Raw genomic sequence first — 21,289 nt, forward strand, 5'->3', positions numbered from 1 at the left:
GCGGGAACGGGACGCCGGGGGGCGCCGGGAGCGGCATCGGGAACGACGGGCAATCCGGGCGCCCGTCCGATGACCGCCGAAAAACAAAGGACCGCTCCGGACTGGCCGAAGCGGTCCCCTGCGGCGGCGGGCACGCGGCCCGCGCCGCGTCGCTTACTTCTTCGCGGCGGCCTGCGCCGCGTCGGCCTTCTTGTCGGCCGGCGGCGCGACCGCGGTGGCCGCGGGCGAGTGCGCTGCGGCCGCCTCGAGCGGCTTGGGCGGCTGGAAGGCACCCGGGTCGGCGCACGGGGCCGTCGCGACGGGCTTGGCGTCCTTCGCGGTGCGCAGGTAGTGCGCGGCGGTGCGGTCCTGCGCGAGGCAGAGCTTGTAGGCGTCGACCTTCGCGGTGTGGTCGGCCTTGGCCTTGGCCTCGTCCGCCTTGGCCTTGGCCTCGTCGGACAGCGGCGGCAGCTTGGCCATCGCCATGGAGCCGGCCGCGGCCAGCAGGATCATCGTCAGCGTCTTCTTCATCGAGTTGCTCCTCAGGCCTGCGTGGCCGCCCGGCCCGTCGCGCCCGCATCGGCGCTGCGCCGCGCGGGGATCTTGCCCGCCTTCACGTCGTCGTACCACAGCTCGTGGTGCTCCTTGGCCCAGGCCTCGTCGACCTCGCCGGTGCGCATCGCGTCGAGCGCGCCCTTCACCCCGATCGTGCCCATGTAGATGTGTCCGAGGAACATCGCCATCATCAGCACGGTCGCCACCGCATGCACCATGTGCGCGATCTGCATCGCGCCGCGGGTGTAGTCCGCGCCGGGGATGATCTTGTCGAGCCAGAAGCCCGAGACCGAGACGATCATGCCGAGGACGAACACGCCGCCCCAGAACAGCACCTTCTCGCCCGCGTTGAAGCGGTGCGAGGGGACGTGCTGACCGGTCAGCAGGCCGCCGCCCTTCTTGAGCCAGTCGATGTCGTGCGCCTTGGGCAGGTTGTCCTTGATGAACAGCGCGATCATCAGCACGAGGCCGACCGAGAACAGCGGGCCGACGAAGTTGTGCACGTTCTTCAGGGCATAGGTCAGCCAGCCGAAGAGCGTGCCGCCGATGAGGGGCAGCAGCAGGAACTTGCCGAACATCATCACGAGGCCGGAGATCGCGAGCAGCGAGAAGCTGCCGGCCACCGTCCAGTGCGCCGCGCGCTCGAGTGCGGTGAAGCGCTCGATCTTGCGGCCGGTGTCGGGCTCGTGGTTCTCGAGCGGGCCGTTCTTCCAGTAGAAGATCGCGATCGCCAGCAGCACGATCAGCACGAGCGAGCCGCCGTAGGGGATCAGCCACTGGTTGCGCACCTGGCGCCAGGCTTCGCCGGCGTTGGTGAGCGCCGAGCCCGGGTACTGCGTGAAGCGCTGGATCAGCACGCCGGACTCGGCGGCCGGCAGGCTGCTGTAGCCCTCGGTGGTGCCGGACTCGCGCACCGCGCGCCACATCGGCGCGTTGTTCTGCGGCTGGCTTCTGGCGCGCTCGGCGTTGGTCTCGTCGGCGCGCGGCTCGGCCGGCGCGACGAAGCCGGCCGGGGGCAGGACGGGCGCTGCCGTCGCGGCCGCTGCAGCGGCGGGAGCGGCTCCCGGCTGCGGCGGCTCGGCGGCCAGTGCCGGCCCGCACAGCGACAGCGCAAGCGCGCCGCCGAGTGCAGCGCGCCGCAGCGCGCTGGGGATGAGGCCTTGCATGGTGTCTCCTGAACTTGCCGGCGCGCTCAATTCGCGCGGGCGTAGTCGTTCTGACCCTGGCCGCGGGTGCGGATCTGCGACTGCCAGCTGGTCTGGTCGCCGGCCTGCCAGCCCGGTGCCGAGAAGGCCGTGTTCGGGCCCTTCCAGGCCTGGTCCTCGGACTTCTTGTACGCGGCCTGGGCGGTCTGCGGCTTCTCGCCGCAGGCGGCGAGGCCGCCCACGGCCAGCGCTGCGAGCAGCGCGCTTGCGATCAGTTGCTTGCTCATGACTTGGCGACCTCCGCGGTGGGAGCGGGTTGCTGGACGGACGCACCCTGGGTGGGCTTGCCGTAGGCGGTGCCCCAGCCCCAGACCTCGGAGCCCTTGCCGCGCTTGACGACGCGGGTGCGGAAGATGTCGGCCACGACGTCGCCGTCGCCGCCGAGCAGCGCCTTGGTCGAGCACATCTCGGCGCAGGCGGGAAGCTTGCCTTCGGAGAGGCGGTTGCGGCCGTACTTCTCGAACTCGGCCTGCGAGCCGTTCTTCTCGGGGCCGCCGGCGCAGAAGGTGCACTTGTCCATCTTGCCGCGCAGGCCGAAGGTGCCGTTGCTCGGGAACTGCGGCGCACCGAACGGGCAGGCGTAGCTGCAGTAGCCGCAGCCGATGCAGATGTCCTTGTCGTGCAGCACCACGCCCTCGTCGGTGCGGTAGAAGCAGTCGACCGGGCACACCGCCATGCAGGGCGCGTCGGAGCAGTGCATGCAGGCGACCGAGATGCTCTTCTCGCCGGGCACGCCGTCGTTGATGGTGACGACGCGGCGGCGGTTCACGCCCCAGGGCACGTCGTTCTCGTTCTTGCACGCGGTGACGCAGCCGTTGCACTCGATGCAGCGCTCGGCGTCACAGATGAACTTCATTCTTGCCATGTGATTCTCCTGACCTCGACCGTTCTCAGGCCTTCTCGACCTGACAGACCGTGGTCTTCGTTTCCTGCATCATCGTGACGCTGTCGTAGCCGTAGGTGGTGGCGGTGTTGATCGCCTCGCCACGCACGATCGGCGCCGCGCCCTCGGGGTAGTAGGCGAGCATGTCCTGGCCCTGCCAGTGGCCCGAGAAGTGGAAGGGCATGAACACCGTCTCGCGGTCCACGCGCTCGGTGACGAGCGCCTTGACCTTGATCTTCGCGCCCGTCGGCGTCTTGACCCACACCATCTCGCCGTTGCGGATGCCGCGGTCGTTGGCCGCCACCGGGTTGAGCTCGACGAACATGTCCTGCTGCAGCTCGGCCAGCCACGGGTTCGAGCGCGTCTCCTCGCCACCGCCCTCGTACTCGACCAGGCGGCCCGAGGTCATGATCAGCGGGAAGGTCTTGCCGATGTCGGCGTTCTTCTCCTGGATCGACTTGTAGAGCGTCGGCAGGCGCCAGAAGGCCTTGCGGTCGTCGTGCGTCGGGTACTTCGCGACCATGTCCGGGCGCGTCGAGTAGATCGGCTCGCGGTGCTTCGGGATCGGGTCGGGGAAGTTCCAGACGACGGCGCGCGCCTTCGCGTTGCCGAAGGGGTGGCAGCCGTGGTTCTGCATCACGACGCGCTGGATGCCGCCCGAGAGGTCGGTCTTCCAGTTCTTGCCCTCGGCCGCGGCCTTCTCGGCATCGGTCAGCTCGTCCCACCAGCCCAGCTTCTTGAGCAACACGTGGTCGAACTCGGGGTAGCCGGTGGTGATGTCCGCGCCCTTGGAGTGCGAGCCGTCGGCCGCCAGCAGCGACACGCCCTCGCGCTCGACGCCGAAGTTGGCACGGAAGTTGCCGCCGCCGTCCATGACGTGCTTGGAGGTGTCGTACAGGTTGGGCGAGCCGGGGTGCTTGAGCTCGGGCGTGCCGAAGCACGGCCACGGCAAGCCGAAGTAGTCGCCGTCGAGCTTGTAGCCGGTCTCCTTGTCGATGCCGCCCTTGGCGCGCAGCGTCTTGACGTCGAAGACGTGCATGTTGCGCATGTGGGCCTTCAGGCGCTCCGGGCTCTGGCCGGTGTAGCCGATGGTCCACAGGCCCTTGTTGATCTCCTTGAGGATCGACTCGACCTCGGGCTCGAGCATGCCGCCCTTGCCGGGGACCATCTTGTAGGTCTTGAGCAGCTCCTTGCCGAAGCCGAGCTTGTCGGCGAGCTGCGCCATGATCATGTGATCGGTGCGGCTCTCCCACAGCGGCTCGATGACCTTCTCGCGCCACTGGATCGAGCGGTTCGACGCGGTGCACGAACCCGAGGTCTCGAACTGCGTGCACGCGGGCAGCAGGTAGACGGCGCGGTTCGGGTTCCTGTCCTCGGCCGCGCCCGGCATCGCCGCCATCGCGGCGGTGGCGCTCGGGAAGGGGTCGATCACGACCAGCAGGTCGAGCTTGTCCATCGCGCGCTTCATCTCGAGGCCGCGCGTCTGGGAGTTCGGCGAATGGCCCCAGAAGATCAGGCCGCGCAGGTTCGAGTCCTGGTCGATCAGCTCGTTCTTCTCGAGCACGCCGTCGATCCAGCGCGAGACCGTGATGCCGGACTTGCTCATCATGCCCGGCGCGTAGCGGCCCTTGAGCCACTCGTAGTCGAGGTCCCAGATCTTCGCGAAGTGCTTCCACGAGCCCTCGGCCAGGCCGTAGTAGCCGGGCAGCGAATCGGGGTTGGGGCCGACGTCAGTGGCGCCCTGCACGTTGTCGTGGCCGCGGAAGATGTTGGTGCCGCCGCCGCTCTTGCCGACGTTGCCCAGCGACAGCTGCAGCAGGCAGGAGGCGCGCACGATCGCGTTGCCGATCGTGTGCTGGGTCTGGCCCATGCACCACACGATCGTGCCCGGACGGCTGTCGGACATCATCTTGGCGACCTTGTAGGTCGTGGCCTCGTCGACGCCGCAGGCCTCCTCGACCGACTTCGGATCCCACTTCGAGAGCACCTCTTCACGGACCTTGTCCATGCCGTAGACGCGGTCCTCGAGGTACTTCTTGTCTTCCCAGCCGTTCCTGAAGATGTGCCACATCACGCCGAACAGGAAGGGGATGTCCGTGCCGGAGCGGATGCGCACGTACTCGTCGGCCTTGGCCGCGGTGCGGGTGAAGCGCGGGTCGACCACGATCACCTTGCAGCCGGTCTCCTTGGCATGCAGCAGGTGCAGCATCGACACGGGGTGCGCTTCCGCCGCGTTCGAGCCGATGTAGAGCGCCACCTTGGCGTTCTGCATGTCGTTGTAGGAGTTGGTCATCGCGCCGTAGCCCCACGTGTTCGCGACGCCCGCGACGGTGGTGGAGTGGCAGATGCGCGCCTGGTGGTCGCAGTTGTTGCTGCCCCACAGGCTCATCCACTTGCGCAGCAGGTAGGCCTGCTCGTTGTTGTGCTTGGACGAGCCGACCACGAACAGCGAGTCCGGGCCGCTCTGCTGGCGCAGCTCGAGCATCTTCTTGCTGATCTCGTCGAGGGCCTGGTCCCAGCTGATGCGCTGGTACTTGCCGTTGACGAGCTTCATCGGATACTTCAGCCGGTACTCGCCGTGGCCGTGCTCGCGCACCGCCGCGCCCTTGGCGCAGTGCGAGCCGAGGTTGATCGGCGAGTCGAACACCGCCTCCTGGCGCACCCAGACGCCGTTCTCGACCACGGCGTCGATCGCGCAGCCGACCGAGCAGTGGCCGCAGACCGTGCGCTTGACCTCGACCTTGCCGGTGGAGCCGGCGGTGCCGGCCGCGGCGGCGTTGCCGGCCTCGGCCTTGCGCACCAGCGTCAGCTGCGTGGCGACGAGGCCCGCGCCGACGCCCAGGCCCGAGCGGCGCAGGAAGGCGCGACGGTCCATGGTCGGGATCGCGCGCGAGACGCCGCGGACCAGGCTGGAAACGAATTGGGACGACACAGGCGCGACCGCACCCGCGCCGGAAGACTTGCGCGTGAGCAACATGACTCCTCCTGAGGGGGGACAGGCCCCCCGGGGTCAGACTTTGGTGGTTTCGTAATAGCGCAGCACGCGCTGCGACAGGTGATAGCCGCCGCCGTTCTCGGGGGGCTGCGGAGCCGGCTGCTGCGGCGCCTCGGCCACGGCCGGTGCCTGGCGCACGACCGCGGTGGTCGCCACCGCCGCCATCGCGCCGGCGGCACCGAGGCCGAACAGCATGCCGCGGCGCTTCAGCCCGGCGTTTTCGCCGGGCGCCGCGGCGGCCTTGTTATGTGAACGATTTTGCATGTCGCGGTCTTTCGCTCGTCTTTTGAATTGGAAAGCGTGGAGCAGTCGAGAGGGCTGGCGCGAATGTAAGTGAGCGTGTACAACGCACCATTAGGTGAAACACGTATGAAGGCGGTATTGTTCAGAACAAGCTCACGCGCGGCTTACAGGAAACCAACGAATCAAAGACTTACAGGAACAATTCAACATAGATTTTCGGCAGGAAGCCTGATAAGTTGAGATTGATCAAAAGAAAATTCTTCAATCCGGGCGATTGATGCAAGCTATCCCGGGCTTGGACCTTACGCATGAACTCCACTTCATCCCCCCTCACCCCTCCGCGCCTGACCTCGCTGTCGCATGGCGGCGGTTGCGGCTGCAAGATCGCCCCTGGCGTGCTGGCCCGCATCCTGCAATCCCACAGCGGCAGCGCGCTGCCGCTGCCCGCGGCGCTGATGGTCGGCATCGAGACCGCGGACGACGCCGCCGTCTACCGGCTCAACGACGAGCAGGCGCTGATCGCGACGACCGACTTCTTCATGCCGATCGTCGACGACCCCTTCGACTTCGGCCGCATCGCCGCGACCAACGCGATCTCGGACGTCTACGCGATGGGCGGGCGGCCGATCATGGCGCTGGCGATCGTCGGCATGCCGATCAACGTGCTGCCGCTCGAGACGATCGGCGAGATCCTGCGCGGCGGCCAGAGCGTCTGCACCGCCGCCGGCATCCCGATCGCGGGCGGCCACACGATCGACTCGGTGGAGCCGATCTACGGCCTGGTCGCGCTCGGCCTCGCGCACCCCTCGCACATCAAGCGCAATGCCGACGCGCGGCCCGGCGACGTGCTGGTGCTCGGCAAGCCGCTCGGCGTTGGCGTGCTGTCGGCCGCGCTGAAGAAGGAGCGGCTCGACGCCGAGGGCTACCGCTCGATGATCGACGCGACGACGCGGCTGAACACGCCCGGCCCGGTGCTTGCCGCATTGCCGGGCGTGCACGCGATGACCGACGTGACGGGCTTCGGCCTGGCCGGCCACGCGCTGGAGATCGCGCGCGGCGCGGGCTGCACGGTCGAGCTCGAGTGGGCGCGCGTGCCGCTGCTGCCGGGCGTGCGCGAGCTCGCCGCGCAGGGCTTCGTCACCGGGGCCTCGGGCCGTAACTGGGGCAGCTACGGCGAGCAGGTGGCGCTGCCGCAGGGCTTCGCCGACAGCGAGCGCGCGCTGCTCACGGACCCGCAGACCAGCGGCGGGCTGCTGGTGAGCTGCGCGCCGGACAGCGTCGAGGCAGTGCTGGAGGTGTTCGCGCGTCAGGGCTTCGACGCGGCCGCGGTGATCGGCGCGGTGCACGAGGGCGAAGCCCGCGTCGAGCTGCGCTGAGCTCGCGGCGCGGGCGCGCCCCGGGCGGCCGCCCTGATCCGCGGCCGCCGCGCGGCTCGCTCAGGCCCGCAGCACCACCGGCTCAGCGAGCGCGGCGGGCTGCGGCGCCGGGAAGCGCTCGCGTATCGCGCGCTCGATGCCGGCCGCGTCCAGCCCCTGCTGCGCCAGCAGCTGGGCCGGCTCGCCGTGCTCGAGGAACTCGTCCTTCAGGCCGAGCATCAGCAGCGGCGTCGCCAGCCCTGCGGCCTGCAGCGCCTCGGCCACCGCGCTGCCGGCGCCGCCCGGCAGGCAGCCCTCCTCGACGGTGACGAGCGCGTCGTGGCTGCGCGCGAGCTCGGCCACCAGCGCCGTGTCCAGCGGCTTGATGAAGCGCATGTTCGCCACCGTGGCGTCCAGCCGCGCCCCCGCCTCGAGCGCCGGGTACAGCAGCGTGCCGAAGGCGAGGATCGCGATGCGCCGCCCCTCGCGGCGCACCTCGCCGCGACCGAAGGGGAGCTCGGCCATCTCGGACTGCACCGCGACGCCCGCGCCGCTGCCGCGCGGGTAGCGCACCGCGACCGGATGGTCCTGGCGGTAGGCGGTGTAGAGCATCTGGCGGCACTCGTTCTCGTCGGCCGGTGCCAGCAGGCTCATGTTCGGGATGCAGCGCACGAAGGCGATGTCGAAGGCGCCCATGTGCGTCGCGCCGTCGGCGCCGACGATGCCGGCGCGGTCGAGCGCGAACACCACCGGCAGGTTCTGCAGTGCCACGTCGTGGATCAGCTGGTCGTAGGCGCGCTGCAGGAAGGTCGAGTAGATCGCGACCACGGGCTTGAGGCCCTCGCAGGCCAGGCCCGCGGCGAAGGTCACCGCATGCTGCTCGGCGATGCCGACATCGTGGTAGCGCTCGGGAAAGCGCCGGTGGAACTCGACCATGCCCGAGCCCTCGCGCATCGCCGGCGTGATGCCGACGAGCCGCGCGTCGCGCTCGGCCATGTCGCACAGCCACTCGCCGAAGACCTGCGTGAAGGTCTGCTTCGGCGGCGTCGCCGGCTTCTTCAGGCCGACGCTCGGGTCGAACTTGCCGGGGCCGTGGTAGGCGATCGGGTCGGTCTCGGCGAGCTTGTAGCCGTAGCCCTTCTTCGTGACCACGTGCAGGAACTGCGGCCCTTTCAGCTTGCGCAGGTTCTCCAGCGTCGGGATCAGCGCGTCGAGGTCATGGCCGTCGATCGGGCCGACGTAGTTGAAGCCGAACTCCTCGAAGATCGTGCCCGGCGCGACCATGCCCTTGGCGTGCTCCTCGAGCCGGCGCGCGAGCTCGAAGAGGGGCGGCGCGTTCTTCAGCACCGACTTCGCGGTGTCGCGCGCGGCGGCGTAGAAGCGGCCCGACATCAGCCGCGCGAGATAGCGGTTGAGCGCGCCCACCGGCGGCGAGATCGACATGTCGTTGTCGTTGAGCACGACCAGCATGTCGGCCTGCGACACGCCGCCGTTGTTCAGCGCCTCGAAGGCCATGCCGGCGGTCATCGCGCCGTCGCCGATGATCGCGACCGCGCGGCGGTCCTCGCCCTTGAGCTTGGCGGCGAGCGCCATGCCGAGCGCTGCCGAGATCGAGGTCGACGAGTGCGCGGTGCCGAAGGTGTCGTACTCGCTCTCGTCGCGGCGCGGGAAGCCGCTCATGCCGCCGAGCTGGCGCAGCGTCGGCATGCGGTCGCGCCGACCGGTGAGGATCTTGTGCGGGTAGGTCTGGTGGCCGACGTCCCACACCAGCCGGTCGCGCGGCGTGTCGAAGACGTAGTGCAGCGCGATCGTCAGCTCGACCGTGCCGAGGTTGGACGACAGGTGCCCGCCGGTCTTGGCGACGCTGTGCAGCAGGTAGTCGCGCAGCTCGGCCGCGAGCCGCGGCAGCTCGGCACGCGGCAGGCGCCGCAGGTCGGCCGGGGAGTCGATCGTTTGAAGCAGGGATTGAGTCATCAGCTTTGCCGGTCCACGACCTTGTCGGCCAGGAGCTTGAGCCATCGGGTGTCCGCCAGCCCGCTGCGCGCGAGCGCGGCATGCGCCCCGTCGAGCAGTTCGGCGGCGTAACGGCGGGCGGCGTCGAGGCCGAGCACCGACACGTAGGTCGGCTTGTTGTCGCAGGCGTCCTTGCCGGCGGTCTTGCCGAGCGTCTCGGAGGCCTGCGTGACGTCGAGGATGTCGTCGACCACCTGGAAGGCGAGACCCACCTTCCAGCCGAAGTCCGACAGCGCGTCCAGCGCCGCCGCGGACGGCGCGCCGCAGACCGCGCCCATCATGACGCTCGCATGCAGCAGCGAGCCGGTCTTGCCGCGGTGCATCTCGCGCAGCGCCTGCTCGTCGAGCTTCTCGCCGACGCTGGCGAGATCGATCGCCTGCCCGCCGGCCATGCCGGCGTGGCCGGCGGCGCGCGACAGCAGCGCGCACAGCCGCGCCTGCAGCGCCGGCGGCACCGAGCCGTCCTCGGGCGTCAGCACCTCGAAGGCGAGCGCCTGCATCGCGTCGCCGGCGAGCATCGCCAGCGCTTCGCCGTAGCGCACGTGCACGGTCGGCTTGCCGCGGCGCAGCACGTCGTTGTCCATGCAGGGCATGTCGTCGTGCACCAGCGAGTAGGCGTGGATCAGCTCCACCGCGCAGGCCGCGCGCAGCGCCGCGGGCTCGTGCCCGCCGACCGCCTCCGCGGCGGCCAGCGCCAGCAGCGGCCGCAGCCGCTTGCCGCCGTCGAGCACGCCGTAGCGCATCGCCTCGCCGAGCCGCGCCGGCACGTCGGCCGGCACCCAGGCCTCCAGGGCCGACTCGACGCGGTCGAGTTGCTGCCGCGACCACAGCTCGAAGCTGGCGGTGTTCAGGTTTCCATCCATGGCTTGAGCTGACCGTCCTCCAGCACCTTCACCTGCTGCTCGACGGCATCGAGCCGCGCGCGGCAGTGCTCGAGCAGCCGCGCGCCGCGCTGGTAGCCCTCGAGCAGGCGGTCCAGCGGCAGCTGGCCCGATTCGAGTTCGGCGACGATGCGCTCGAGCTCGGCGAGCGCCTGTTCGTAGCTCGCCGGTTCGGCGGCGGGTGGGGGGGAGGACGTCTTGGGCATTTGGTGAGTCGAGAGCTGATTGTATGCACCCCGGCGGGGCACGGCCCGAAGGCGGGCTGGCGGGAAATCCATGCGGGGCGGGGCGGCTTGGCGCAGGTCAAGTCCGCGCATTCCCCACCGGGTACAATAGCCGGTTCCCCTTCGAGCGCGCAAATCCGCCGACCCTCCCCCGCCGACAGGAAAACGCGGCACGGTCGTTTGCACCCGCCGCAGCGGGAAGGAGCCCACCTTGGGGTGGTGGTTGGACATTGGTTTTTGGAGATCCTGGGGATCATGTCAGACCTAAGCCTTGCACTCGAGCAAAGCCAGTCGCAGTTGCCGGTATCGGTGTATTTCGACGACGACCTGTTTCGTCGCGAGATGGAGCTCATCTTTCAGCATGGGCCCCGGTATCTGGGGCACGAACTGGCCATCCCCGAAGTGGGGGACTACTACGCGCTGCCGCAGGAGGGCGAGGGCCGCGCGCTGGTGCGCTCGCCGGACGGCGTGCAGCTCATCTCCAACGTCTGCCGCCACCGCCAGGCGGTGATGCTGCGCGGGCGCGGCAACACGAAGAGCAACATCGTCTGCCCGCTGCACCGCTGGACCTACGGCCTGTCGGGCCAGCTGCTCGGCGCGCCGCACTTCGCGAGCGATCCCTGCCTGAACCTGAACAACTACAAGGTCCGCTCCTGGAACGGCCTGCTGTTCGAGGACAACGGCCGCGACATCGAGGCCGATCTCGCCGGCATGGGCGTGCGCGACCAGTTCGACTTCTCGGGCTACGTGCTCGACAAGGTCGAGCTGCACGAGTGCGACTACAACTGGAAGACCTTCATCGAGGTCTACCTCGAGGACTATCACGTCGGCCCCTTCCACCCCGGCCTCGGCAACTTCGTCACCTGCGACGACCTGAGCTGGCAGTTCGGCCGCGAGTACTCGGTGCAGACGGTGGGCGTGGCCAAGACCTTCGGCAAGCCGGGCTCGAAGACCTACCAGCGCTGGCACGACGCGCTGCTGAAGTACCGCAACGGCGAGCCGCCCAGGCAGGGCGCCATCTGGCTGACCTACTACCCGAACGTGATGATCGAGTGGTACCCGCACGTGCTGGTGGTCTCCACGCTCTACCCGAAGGGCCCGCAGAAGACGCTCAACGTCGTCGAGTTCTACTACCCCGAGGAGATCGCCGCCTTCGAGCGCGAGTTCGTCGAGGCCGAGCAGGCCGCCTACATGGAGACCTGCATCGAGGACGACGAGATCGGCCTGCGCATGGACCAGGGCCGCAAGGCGCTGCTGGATCGCGGCGACAACGAGGTCGGCCCCTACCAGTCGCCGATGGAGGACGGCATGCAGCACTTCCACGAGTGGTACCGCAAGGTGCTGAACTTCCGCGGCTGAGACGGCTCCTCCCTCCCCTCGCGACGCCCGGCCCTCCCGGGCGTCGCCGTTTCCGCCCCCGCATGCCGTGCTGCCCGACAATGGCAGGCAGCCGCCGTGCCCTCGCGCCTCGTGCCGCGCGCCATCCCTTCCCCCTTCCGTGAAGCCTCCCCTCCTGCCCCCGCCCCGATCGCTGAGCCGCACGCTGCCGCTGGTGGCGCTGCTGTTCACGGTCGTGCCGCTGCTGATCGCCGGCGTGCTGACGCTCACCGGCGTCGCGCAGCGCCTGCGCGTGGAGCAGGAGCGGCGGCTGAGCCACACCGCGACGCTGCTCGCCGAGCGCGTCGAGCACGCCCTGGCCGGCACCGAGCGGCTCGCCCGCCTGGTCGCGGGCGACGCGACCACGCGCGCCGCACTGCAGCCGGCGGCGTCCGGGACCGACGCCGCGCCCGTTCTCGCCGACGAGCTGCGCCGCATCGAGCGCGCCCGACCCGAGGTCGACCGCATCGAGGTGCTCGACCCCGCCGGGCGGCCGCTGGTCCGGACCACGGCGGCCGCACGCTTCGTGCGCCTGTCGCCCGAGACCGGGCCGCACTGGCGGCCGCGGCTCGCCGCCCCGGGACTGGACCGCTTCGAGCCGGTGCTCGAGGAAGGCCGCACGATCGGCTGGGTGCGGCTCGGCATGGCGCCGCGCGCGCTCGGCGAGCTGCTCACGCTGAACCGGGATGCCGAAGGCACGCGCATCCGCGCGCTGCTGCTGCCGCGCGCCGGCACGGCCGAGGCGATGCCGATCGCCGCCAGCGAGGGCCTCGGCGCCGAGGACCTCGCGGCGCTGGCGCGCCCGGCCGAGGCGGTGCTGAGCGCGCGCGCGCCGGTCGAGGCCACCGGCTGGACGGTGGTGGTCAGCGAGCCGCCCGACGCCTACCGGGCGCTGGTGCGCCAGGAGGCGCTGCGCTTCGGCCTGATCGGGCTGGTGGTGTCGGTCTGCAGCGCCTGGCTGGCCTGGGGCTTCGCGCGCGGGCTCGCGCAGGAGATCCGCGAGGTGGCGCGCTCGGCGCGCGCGATCCTGCGCGGCCACTACCTGAACGCCCACGTCGAGTCGCGCCGCGACGACGAGCTGGGCCTGCTGGCGCGCTCCTTCAACCACATGAGCATGGAGCTCGAGAAGCGCGAGCGCGAGCGCGACGTGTTCGGCCGGCTCGTGTCGCCCGAGGTGCGCGACCAACTGATGCACGGCGAGCTGATGCTCGGCGGCCACGAGGTCGAGGTCACGGTGCTGCTGTGCGACATCCGCGGCTTCACCGCGCTGTGCGAGAGCCTCGCGCCGCGCGACATCGTGCTGATGCTCAACGAGTACTTCACGCGCATGACCGAGGCGGTGCGGCGCCACGAGGGCTACATCAACAACTTCATCGGCGACGCGATGGTGGTGGTGTTCGGCGCGCCGCGCCCCGACCCGCATCGCGTCGAGCGCGCGCTCTACGCGGCGGTGGCGATGCAGCAGGCGCTCGACGAGTTCAATGCCGAGCGCGCCGCCTACGGCGCGCCTCTGCTTCGCATCGGCATCGGCCTGGCCAGCGGCACCGCGCTCGCGGGCCAGATCGGCTCGCCCGAGCGCTGCATCTACACCGTGATCGGCGACACCGTGAACATCGCCGCGCGCCTCGAGGGCCTCGACAAGGAACATCCCGGCATGGCCGCGCTCGTCAACGCCGAGACCCACGACCTGCTGCCCCTGGCGCTGCGCCGCCACCTGGTGGCGCTGGGCGAGCAGCAGTTGCGCGGCCGCGACCAGACGGTGGCGGTCTACGCGCTGCCACGCGACGCGGCGCTGCCGCCGCCCCCGCCCGAGCTGATGCGCCCCGAGGAAGTGATCGACTGATGCCCACCCTGCCCGCCCCGCTGCTGATCGCGCTGTCCACGCTGCTGTTTGCGACGATGGGCGTGTGCGTCAAGCTCGCCTCCGTGCACTACGGCACCGGGGAGATCGTGTTCTACCGCGGCCTGACCGGCGCGCTGATGATCGCGCTGGTCGCGCGCCGCCGCGGCGGCAGCCTGCGCACGCCGGTGCCCGGCATGCACCTGTGGCGCAGCATCGCCGGCGTCACCGCGCTGTGCCTGTGGTTCTACTCGATCGGCGGGCTGCCGCTGGCGACCGCGGTGACGCTGAACTATATGTCCTCGGTGTGGATGGCGCTGTTCCTGATCGGCGGCGCGATCGCGATGGGCCGCAGCCGCGTCGACGGCCGGCTCTTCGCCGCGGTGCTCACCGGCTTCGCCGGCGTGGTGCTGATCCTGCGGCCCACCGTCGAGCAGGAGCAGCTCTGGCACGGCGTGATGGGGCTGCTGTCGGGGATGATCTCGGCCGTCGCCTACCTGCAGATCGCCGCGCTCGGCCGCGTCGGCGAACCCGAGTACCGCACCGTCTTCTACTTCTCGCTCGGCGGCATGGCGGCCGGCGCGGGCCTGATGGCGATCAACGGCATGCAGCCGCACACCGTCGGCGGCGCGCTGCTGCTGCTCGCGGTCGGGCTGCTCGCGACGACGGCGCAGCTGCTGATGACGCGCGCCTACGCGACGGGCACGCCCCTGGTCAACGCGAGCCTGCAGTACCTCGGCATCGTGTTCTCCTTCGTCTACGGCATGCTGCTGTTCGACGACCCCGTGACCTGGATGGCGCTGGCCGGCATGGCCCTGATCGTCGGCGCGGGGCTGGCCGCCACGCTGCTGCGCAGCCGCGCACAATTGCCGGTGCACAACCCCGCCACCCCGTCCACGGAGTCCTGACGATGAATCCGCTGATTTCCGCCGACGCGCTGCGCGCGCGGCTCGCCGGCTCGCAGCCCCCGGTCGTGCTCGACGCCGGCTTCGACCTCGCCGATGCGCAGGCCGGCCGGCGCGACTTCGAGGCCGCGCACCTGCCCGGCGCCCAGCACGCCGACCTCGACGCCGACCTGTGCGGCGCGAAGACCGGCCGCAACGGCCGCCACCCGCTGCCCGACCGCGAGGCCTTCGCGACCACCGTGGGCCGCTGGGGCGTCACGCCCGCGACGCCCGTCGTCGTCCACGACCGCCAGGGCGGCGCCTTCGCCGCGCGGCTGTGGTGGATGCTGCGCTGGATCGGCCATGCCGACGTGCACCTGCTCGACGGCGGCTTCGCCGCCTGGCTGGCCGCGGGGGGCGCGACGGAGGCCGGCGCGGTGGCACCGCGCGGCGGCTCGCGCTACCCGCTTGGCGCGCCGCTGGTCGCCACGGTGCCCGCCGACACGCTGCTCGCCCGGCTGGACGACGCGACGCTGCGGCTCGTCGACGCCCGCGCGCCCGAGCGCTTCCGCGGCGACGTCGAGCCGCTCGACCCGGTCGCCGGGCACATCCCTGGCGCGGTGAACCGCTTCTTCAAGGACAACCTCGACGCGGACGGGCGCTTCAAGCCGGCCTCGCGCCTGCGCGCGGAGTTCGCCGCGCTGCTCGGCGCCCACGCACCCGACACGGTGGTCCACCAGTGCGGCTCGGGCGTGACCGCCTGCCACAACCTGCTGGCCATGGAGATCGCCGGGCTGCCCGGCTCGGCCCTCTATCCGGGCTCGTGGAGCGAGTGGTGCGCCGACCCCGCCCGCCCGGTCGCGCGCGGCTGAATCCCTTGACGGACGTCAACTCCTGCCCCGGGCGAACGGGGAAGATGGAATACTGCCAACAACAGCTTCCCAGGAGGCACAGATGTACAAGCGCATCCTCGTCCCCACCGACGGCTCCGACATCTCCGCCAAGGCGACCGCCACCGCGGTGCAACTCGCCAAGACGCTAGGCGCCGAGCTGATCGCCCTCGGCGTGAAGGACCCCTACCCGTACAGCGCGATGGGCGAGACCTATCCGACGCTGCCGCAGGAATTCTTCGACCGGCAGGAGCGCATCGCCAGCCGCAACGTGTCGCGCGTCAAGGAGGCGGCCAGCGCCGCGGACGTGCCCTGCACCGGCCTGTCGGTCGAGTCGGCCAGCGTCTTCGACGCGATCATCGAGCAGGCGCGCACGCTCGAGTGCGACCTGATCGTGATGGCCTCCCACGGTCGCCGCGGCGTGCAGGCGCTGCTGCTCGGCAGCGAGACGCAGAAGGTGCTGACGCACAGCACCATTCCCGTGCTCGTGGTGCGCTGAAGCCTCCGCCGCCCGCCACGACGCAGGCCGCGCCCGGGCGCGGCCTTCCTGCATCCGCGGGTCCCGCGCTCAGTGCCCGTGGAACTGCCCCACCAGCAGCGCGATGAAGCCCAGGCCGGCACCCAGCCACAGCAGCTGCGCCAGCGTCTCGCGCCAGGCGAGGCGGCGCTGCAGTTGCGGGATCAGGTCGGCCACTGCGACGTAGACGAAGCTCGACGCGGCGACGACGAGCAGGTAGGGGAAGTATTCCTCCCAGGCGCCGACGACGAAGTAGCCCGCCACGCCGCCCGCCACCGCCGCCATTCCCGACAGCGCGTTGTAGACGAGCGCCTTGCGGCGCGTGAAGCCGGCGTTGAGCAGCACGATGTAGTCGCCCACCTCCTGCGGGATCTCGTGCGCGATCACCGCGAACGCGGTCACGACGCCGAGCTGCGTGTCGGCGAGGAAGGCCGCGGCGATGATTACGCCGTCGCAGAAGTTGTGGATGCTGTCGCCCACCAGCACGCTCCAGCCGCCGCGCCCGGCCTGCTCGGCGTCGAAGCCGTGATGATGGTGGTGGTGCGGGTGGTCGCCCTCGTGATGGTGGCCGTGCCGGTAGAGCTCGGCCTTCTCGAGCAGGAAGAAGAACAGCAGGCCGGCCAGGAGCGTGAGGAACAGCTCGTGCGCGCCGGCCGAGCTCTCGAAGGCCTCGGGCAGCACGTGCAGCAGCGCCGTGCCGAGCAGCACGCCGGTCGACAGGCTCACGAGATGGCGCACCAGGCGGCCGAGCACGGCCACCGTCAACGCCGCGGCGATCGTCACCGACAGCAGGCCGCCCAGCAGGGTGGCCAGCACGATGTAGGTCAGGGTCATGCAGTGGGAGGGTCCAAAAAAAAGCCGCGCGAACCGCGCGGCCCGTCCCCGGGGGACAAGGCCTTCGGTCCACGCGACGCCGTGTTGCCGCTGCCACGCCGGGCGGCGCCGCAGCCCGTCCTGGGCGGCGGGCTCGCGGCGACTCGGGCGGCAGCCGGCATGGAAGGCGTGCGGCGCATCCGGGCACGCCGCAAACCTCGACGGGCGGGCCGCCTCACTGCCGACGGCCCGCAAGGCCTTCATCTTATCAATGGTTTCGGCACCGCTGCCCGCCGCCGTGGCGCCCGGGCAGCGGCGCTTGCGGCGTCCACGCCCGTGCGCAAGCCGGGGGCGGGCCTGTCACGCGGATGCCGCCGATTTGCCACGACAATTCCACAATGACGCAAGACACTCCCGGCCGCCTCGCGCGTGCCCCGCAGCAGCAGCCGCAACCGGCCCCGGACGGCAGCGCCGAGGCCGGCCTGCCGCTGGCGGCGATCGACATCGGCTCCAACAGCTTCCGTCTCGAGATCGCGCAGGTCGAGCGCGGCCGCTACCGCCGCAGCGACTACCTGAAGGAGACCGTGCGCCTCGGCGGCGGGCTCGACGCCGAGGGCCGGCTCACCGAGGACGCGATGCAGCGCGGGCTGGCCTGCCTGGCGGGCTTTGCCGAGCGGCTGCGCGGCTTCGCGCCCGGCCGGGTGCGGGCGGTGGCCACGCAGACGCTGCGCGAGGCGCGCAACCGCGACGAGTTCCTGGACCGCGGCGCGGTCGCGCTCGGCCACCCGATCGAGGTGATCTCGGGCCGCGAGGAGGCCCGGCTGATCTACAAGGGCGTCTCGCGGCTGGCGCCCGCCGCGAGCGGGCGGCGCCTCGTGATCGACATCGGCGGGCGCTCGACCGAGATGATCCTCGGCGAGGGCGCCACGCCGCTGGTGGCCGAGTCCTTCCAGATCGGCAGCGTCAGCCTGTCGATGCGCTTCTTCCCCGGGGGCCGCTTCACGGAGGAAGCCTTCCGCGCGGCGCAGGTTGCCGCCGGCGCCGAGCTCGAGGAGGCGCTGGAGGCCTTCGCGCCCGGCCTCTGGAGCGAGGCGCTCGGCTCCTCGGGCACCGCCGGCGCGGTGTCGCAGCTGCTGCTCGCGCACGAGATCACCGACGGCTCGATCACGCCCGAGGGCCTCGCCTGGTGCATCGAGCAGTGCCTGAAGGCGGGCAGCGCCGAGCGGCTGCAGCTCAGCGGGCTCAAGGAGGAGCGCCGCGCGGTGCTCGGCGGCGGGCTGGCCATCCTCGGCGCGCTGAGCACGCAGTTCGGCATCGACGCGCTGCGCCCGGCCAAGGGCGCGCTGCGCCAGGGCGTGATCTTCGATCTCGACGAGCGGCTGTCGGCCGCGCGGCACGACGGCGACGACGCGCACGACGTGCGCGACGAGTCGGTGCAGCTGCTGCAGGAGCGCTTCCGGGTCGACGTCGCGCAGGCCCGGCGCGTGCAGGCGGCAGCACTTGCGCTGCACCGGGCGCTCGACCCGAAGGCCGACGAGGAGACGCGGCGCGAACTCGGCTGGGCCGCCGCGCTGCACGAGCTCGGCATGACGGTCTCGCACCACGACCACCACCGCCACAGCGCCTACCTGCTCGCGCACGTCGACGCGGCGGGCTTCTCGCAGTCGCAGCAGCGGCGCCTGGGCACGCTGGTGCTCGGCCAGCGCGGCGGCCTGCGCAAGATCGAGGAGGCGCTCGCCGACCCCGGCTTCGCGCGGCAGGTGCTGGCGCTGCGGCTCGCAGTGCTGCTGTGCCATGCCCGCAGCGCGCCGGACCTCGACGCGCTCGTCCTGCGCCGCTCCGGCACCACCGCGACGCTGACGATGCAGGCCGACTGGGCGCAGCAGCACCCGCGCAGCGTCTACCTGCTGCAGGAGGAGAAGGCGCTGTGGGAGCGCAGCGGCGCGCTGCGGCTGGTGCTCAGGACGGCGCGCAGGGACTGAAGGCCCGCGCCCCGGCGGTGCTCAGAACAGCTCGAGCGAGTGCACCGCCATCAGCAGCACCTGGGGCTGGCCCTCGCGCAGCCGGCGGCGCAGCCACCACACCGAGGCCTTGCGCACCGACCAGGGCTGCTCGGTGCCGGTGAGCAGCCGGGCCGCCACGCGGCCGAGCGTCGGCTGGTGGCCGACGACGAGCACGGCGCCGGGCGCGCTGGGCCAGCGTGCCGCCTTCAGCAACGCCTCCACCGATGCGCCGGGCGCGATCGTGTCCACGGTCTCGAAGGGGCGCTCGAGCGCCTGCGCGGTCTGCTGGGTGCGCCGCGCGGGGCTCGCGATCACGCGCGCCGAGCGGGGCAGGCGCTGGTTCAGCCAGTCGGCCATGCGCGCGGCCTGGCGCTCGCCCTTGGCGGTGAGCGTGCGCGCGAGGTCCGCGTCCGGGCCGTGCGGCTCGTCGGGCGACAGCATCTGCGCCTCGGCGTGGCGCCACAGAATCAGGTCCATGCGGCCTCCGGGATCAGGGTGCGGCGGTGTTGTAGCGCTCGATCAGCGCCTGCTGCGCGCTCGGGCCGTCGGCGCCGATGCGATCGTAGCCGCCGTCGCTGCGCTGCTGCCAGGCGTCGCGCGCATCGTGCAGGTAGGGCACGAGGCACTCGTCGATGACGCGCTGGCGCAGCTTGGCGTCGCGCACCGGCCAGGCCACCTCGATGCGGCGGAACATGTTGCGGCTCATCCAGTCGGCGCTCGACAGGTACAGCGCCTCGTCCTCCTCGCCCTCGCCGCAGCGGAAGTACAGCACCCGCGTGTGCTCGAGGAAGCGGCCGACCACCGAGCGCACGCGGATGTTGTCGGTCGCGTCCGGCACGCCCGGCGGCAGCACGCAGGCGCCGCGCACGATCAGGTCGATGCGCGCGCCGGCTTGGCTCGCGGCGAGCAGCGCCTCGATCAGCGCCGCGTCGGTGAGCGCGTTGACCTTGACGACGATGCGCGCGGTGCGGCCCGCGCGTGCCGCGTCGGCGACCTGATGGATGTGGCGCAGCATCTGGCGGTGCAGCGTGAACGGCGCCATCAGCAGGTGGCGCGGCGTGCGCACCCGGTTGAGGCTGGCGAGCTGCTGGAACACCGCGTCGGCGTCCGCGGTGAGCTCGGGGTCGGCGGTCAGGTAGCCGACATCGGTGTAGAGCCGCGCGGTCTTGGCGTTGTAGTTGCCGGTGGACAGGTGCGCGTAGCGGCGCAGCCGGCCCTCCTCGCGGCGCGTGACGAGCAGCAGCTTGGCGTGGGTCTTGAGGCCGACGATGCCGTAGACCACCTGCGCGCCGACCTTCTCGAGCTGCTCGGCCCAGTTGATGTTGGCCTCCTCGTCGAAGCGCGCCTTGAGCTCGACCACCACCATCACCTCCTTGCCGCGGCGCGCCGCCTCGATCAGCAGCTCCATCAGCACCGACTCGGTGCCGGCGCGGTAGATGGTCTGCTTGATCGCGAGCACGTCCGGGTCGAGCACCGCCTCGCGCAGCATCTGCACCACCGGCTCGAAGGATTCGAAGGGATGGTGCATCAGCACGTCGCCCTGCTTGAGCCGGCTGAAGATCGGCAGCGTGCGCGGCAGCGCCGCGGGCCACGCGGGCTCGAAGCGGGGAAAGCGCAGCGCCGGCGCGTCGGCCTGGTCGATCAGCGCGTTCAGGCGCACCAGGTTCACCGGGCCGTGCACCGCGTAGAGCGCCGCCGCCGGCAGGCAGAACTGCGCCAGCAGGAAGGACGACAGCTCCGGCGGGCAGCTCGACACCACCTCGAGCCGGATCGCCTGGCCGAAGTGGCGCGTCGTCAGGCTCGAGCGCAGCGCCTGGCGCAGGTTCAGCACCTCCTCCTCGTCCACCGCGAGGTCGGAGTCGCGCGTGACGCGGAACTGCGAGAAGGCCTCCACCGTGCGGCCGGGGAAGAGCTCGTGCAGGTGCGCGCGGATCACGCTGGACAGCAGCACGAAGACCTGCTGGCCGCCGCTGACCTCCTCGGGCAGCCGGATCACGCGCGGCAGCACGCGCGGCACCTTGACGATCGCGATCGAGTTCTCGCGCCCGAACGCGTCGCGCCCGTTGAGCTTGACGATGAAGTTCAGCGACTTGTTGGCCACCAGCGGGAAGGGATGCGCCGGGTCGAGCCCGACGGGCACCAGCAGCGGCCGCACCTGGCGCTGGAAGAACTGGTCCACCCACTGCCGCTGCGCCGCGTCGCGCTCGGCGTGGTTGCGGATCACGATGCCCTCGCCCTCGAGCGCCGGCATCAGCACCTCGTTGAAGAGCGCGTACTGCCGGTCGACCAGCTCGTGCGCGGCCGCCGCGACCTCCTGCAGGTCCACGTCCGACACCTCGCCGCCGGGCCGCCGCGAGGCCTCGATGTAGTCGCCGAAGCGCACCTCGAAGAACTCGTCGAGGTTGGACGACACGATGCAGATGTAGCGCAGCCGCTCGAGCAGCGGCACGTCCTCGCGCTCGGCCTGGGCCAGCACGCGGCGGTTGAACTCGAGGATCGCGCACTCGCGGTTGAAGAGCTTTAGCGACTGGGCGACGGGGGGGACGACGGAAGGCACGAAGGCCGCGGGCTTCTCAGCAGGAGACAGGGTCATGGAAAACGAGTCTATGACCAGCCCGTGACAGTCCTGTTA

At 71.1% G+C, this 21,289-nt stretch carries 19 protein-coding genes; 7 read left to right on the forward strand and 12 right to left on the reverse strand.

The features are described 5' to 3' along the window. Positions 1–153 precede the first annotated feature (153 nt). The 6 genes from D3A59_RS14550 to D3A59_RS14575 are packed head-to-tail and all read right to left on the reverse strand — an operon-like array spanning position 154 to position 5,881. Entirely contained in the window at positions 154–510 is a 357-nt protein-coding gene (locus D3A59_RS14550) for a hypothetical protein (RefSeq protein WP_119155665.1), read from the reverse strand. Between the two features lie 11 nt (positions 511–521). After that, the gene (locus D3A59_RS14555) at positions 522–1,700 is read right to left on the reverse strand and encodes a formate dehydrogenase subunit gamma (RefSeq protein ID WP_119155666.1); all 1,179 of its coding nucleotides are present in this window, start codon (positions 1,698–1,700) and stop codon (positions 522–524) included. Positions 1,701–1,726: 26 nt separating this feature from the next. Then, the gene (locus D3A59_RS14560) at positions 1,727–1,966 is read right to left on the reverse strand and encodes a hypothetical protein (protein ID WP_205665199.1); all 240 of its coding nucleotides are present in this window, start codon (positions 1,964–1,966) and stop codon (positions 1,727–1,729) included. Then, complete coding sequence (gene fdh3B, locus D3A59_RS14565) at positions 1,963–2,604, reverse strand: formate dehydrogenase FDH3 subunit beta (RefSeq protein ID WP_119155667.1); 642 nt, start codon at positions 2,602–2,604, stop codon at positions 1,963–1,965. The genes D3A59_RS14560 and fdh3B overlap by 4 nt, the downstream gene beginning before the upstream one ends. A gap of 25 nt (positions 2,605–2,629) precedes the next feature. Further along, the gene (locus D3A59_RS14570) at positions 2,630–5,599 is read right to left on the reverse strand and encodes a formate dehydrogenase subunit alpha (RefSeq protein WP_119155668.1); all 2,970 of its coding nucleotides are present in this window, start codon (positions 5,597–5,599) and stop codon (positions 2,630–2,632) included. A 33-nt stretch (positions 5,600–5,632) separates the two neighbouring features. Next, positions 5,633–5,881, reverse strand: a complete 249-nt coding sequence (locus tag D3A59_RS14575) for a formate dehydrogenase (RefSeq protein ID WP_240636064.1) — start codon at positions 5,879–5,881, stop codon at positions 5,633–5,635. Positions 5,882–6,168: 287 nt separating this feature from the next. Between D3A59_RS14575 and selD the strand changes: the two genes are divergently transcribed. Continuing rightward, on the forward strand, positions 6,169–7,236 hold the full coding sequence (gene selD, locus D3A59_RS14580; RefSeq protein WP_119155670.1) for a selenide, water dikinase SelD: 1,068 nt from the start codon (positions 6,169–6,171) through the stop codon (positions 7,234–7,236). Positions 7,237–7,296: 60 nt separating this feature from the next. On the opposite strand, the gene dxs is transcribed toward selD, so the two are convergent. The 3 genes from dxs to xseB are packed head-to-tail and all read right to left on the reverse strand — an operon-like array spanning position 7,297 to position 10,315. Further along, complete coding sequence (gene dxs / locus D3A59_RS14585) at positions 7,297–9,189, reverse strand: 1-deoxy-D-xylulose-5-phosphate synthase (RefSeq protein ID WP_119155671.1); 1,893 nt, start codon at positions 9,187–9,189, stop codon at positions 7,297–7,299. Next, entirely contained in the window at positions 9,189–10,091 is a 903-nt protein-coding gene (locus D3A59_RS14590; RefSeq protein WP_119155672.1) for a polyprenyl synthetase family protein, read from the reverse strand. Before D3A59_RS14590 ends, dxs begins: the two co-directional genes overlap by 1 nt. Further along, positions 10,076–10,315: an exodeoxyribonuclease VII small subunit gene (xseB, locus tag D3A59_RS14595; RefSeq protein WP_119155673.1), complete on the reverse strand. Its 240-nt coding sequence runs from the start codon at positions 10,313–10,315 to the stop codon at positions 10,076–10,078. The genes D3A59_RS14590 and xseB overlap by 16 nt, the downstream gene beginning before the upstream one ends. Before the next feature lie 273 nt (positions 10,316–10,588). Between xseB and D3A59_RS14600 the strand changes: the two genes are divergently transcribed. From D3A59_RS14600 to D3A59_RS14620, 5 genes are all read left to right on the forward strand, one after another. After that, entirely contained in the window at positions 10,589–11,692 is a 1,104-nt protein-coding gene (locus tag D3A59_RS14600) for an aromatic ring-hydroxylating oxygenase subunit alpha (protein WP_119155718.1), read from the forward strand. A gap of 139 nt (positions 11,693–11,831) precedes the next feature. Then, a complete protein-coding gene (locus tag D3A59_RS14605; protein ID WP_157991535.1) occupies positions 11,832–13,553 on the forward strand; it encodes an adenylate/guanylate cyclase domain-containing protein in 1,722 nt (573 codons plus the stop codon). Next, positions 13,553–14,458 (forward strand): DMT family transporter, encoded by a 906-nt coding sequence (locus D3A59_RS14610; RefSeq protein WP_119155675.1) that lies wholly within the window; start codon positions 13,553–13,555, stop codon positions 14,456–14,458. The genes D3A59_RS14605 and D3A59_RS14610 overlap by 1 nt, the downstream gene beginning before the upstream one ends. Continuing rightward, positions 14,455–15,306: a sulfurtransferase gene (locus D3A59_RS14615; protein ID WP_240636069.1), complete on the forward strand. Its 852-nt coding sequence runs from the start codon at positions 14,455–14,457 to the stop codon at positions 15,304–15,306. Before D3A59_RS14610 ends, D3A59_RS14615 begins: the two co-directional genes overlap by 4 nt. An 82-nt stretch (positions 15,307–15,388) precedes the next feature. Continuing rightward, positions 15,389–15,823: a universal stress protein gene (locus tag D3A59_RS14620; protein ID WP_119155677.1), complete on the forward strand. Its 435-nt coding sequence runs from the start codon at positions 15,389–15,391 to the stop codon at positions 15,821–15,823. 69 nt (positions 15,824–15,892) lie between these two features. On the opposite strand, the gene D3A59_RS14625 is transcribed toward D3A59_RS14620, so the two are convergent. Continuing rightward, positions 15,893–16,675 carry a ZIP family metal transporter gene (locus tag D3A59_RS14625; protein ID WP_119155678.1) on the reverse strand — a complete coding sequence of 261 codons (783 nt, stop codon included), beginning with the start codon at positions 16,673–16,675 and terminating at the stop codon, positions 15,893–15,895. Between the two features lie 377 nt (positions 16,676–17,052). Here D3A59_RS14625 and D3A59_RS14630 point away from each other — a divergent pair, with 377 nt between their 5' ends. Then, the gene (locus D3A59_RS14630) at positions 17,053–18,636 is read left to right on the forward strand and encodes a Ppx/GppA phosphatase family protein (RefSeq protein WP_119155679.1); all 1,584 of its coding nucleotides are present in this window, start codon (positions 17,053–17,055) and stop codon (positions 18,634–18,636) included. Between the two features lie 21 nt (positions 18,637–18,657). On the opposite strand, the gene D3A59_RS14635 is transcribed toward D3A59_RS14630, so the two are convergent. After that, complete coding sequence (locus D3A59_RS14635; protein ID WP_119155680.1) at positions 18,658–19,134, reverse strand: SixA phosphatase family protein; 477 nt, start codon at positions 19,132–19,134, stop codon at positions 18,658–18,660. 13 nt (positions 19,135–19,147) lie between these two features. Continuing rightward, complete coding sequence (gene ppk1, locus D3A59_RS14640; protein ID WP_119155681.1) at positions 19,148–21,250, reverse strand: polyphosphate kinase 1; 2,103 nt, start codon at positions 21,248–21,250, stop codon at positions 19,148–19,150. Positions 21,251–21,289: the final 39 nt, after the last annotated feature.

Source organism: Caldimonas tepidiphila, assembly GCF_003569765.1.
Taxonomy (GTDB): domain Bacteria; phylum Pseudomonadota; class Gammaproteobacteria; order Burkholderiales; family Burkholderiaceae_C; genus Caldimonas; species Caldimonas tepidiphila.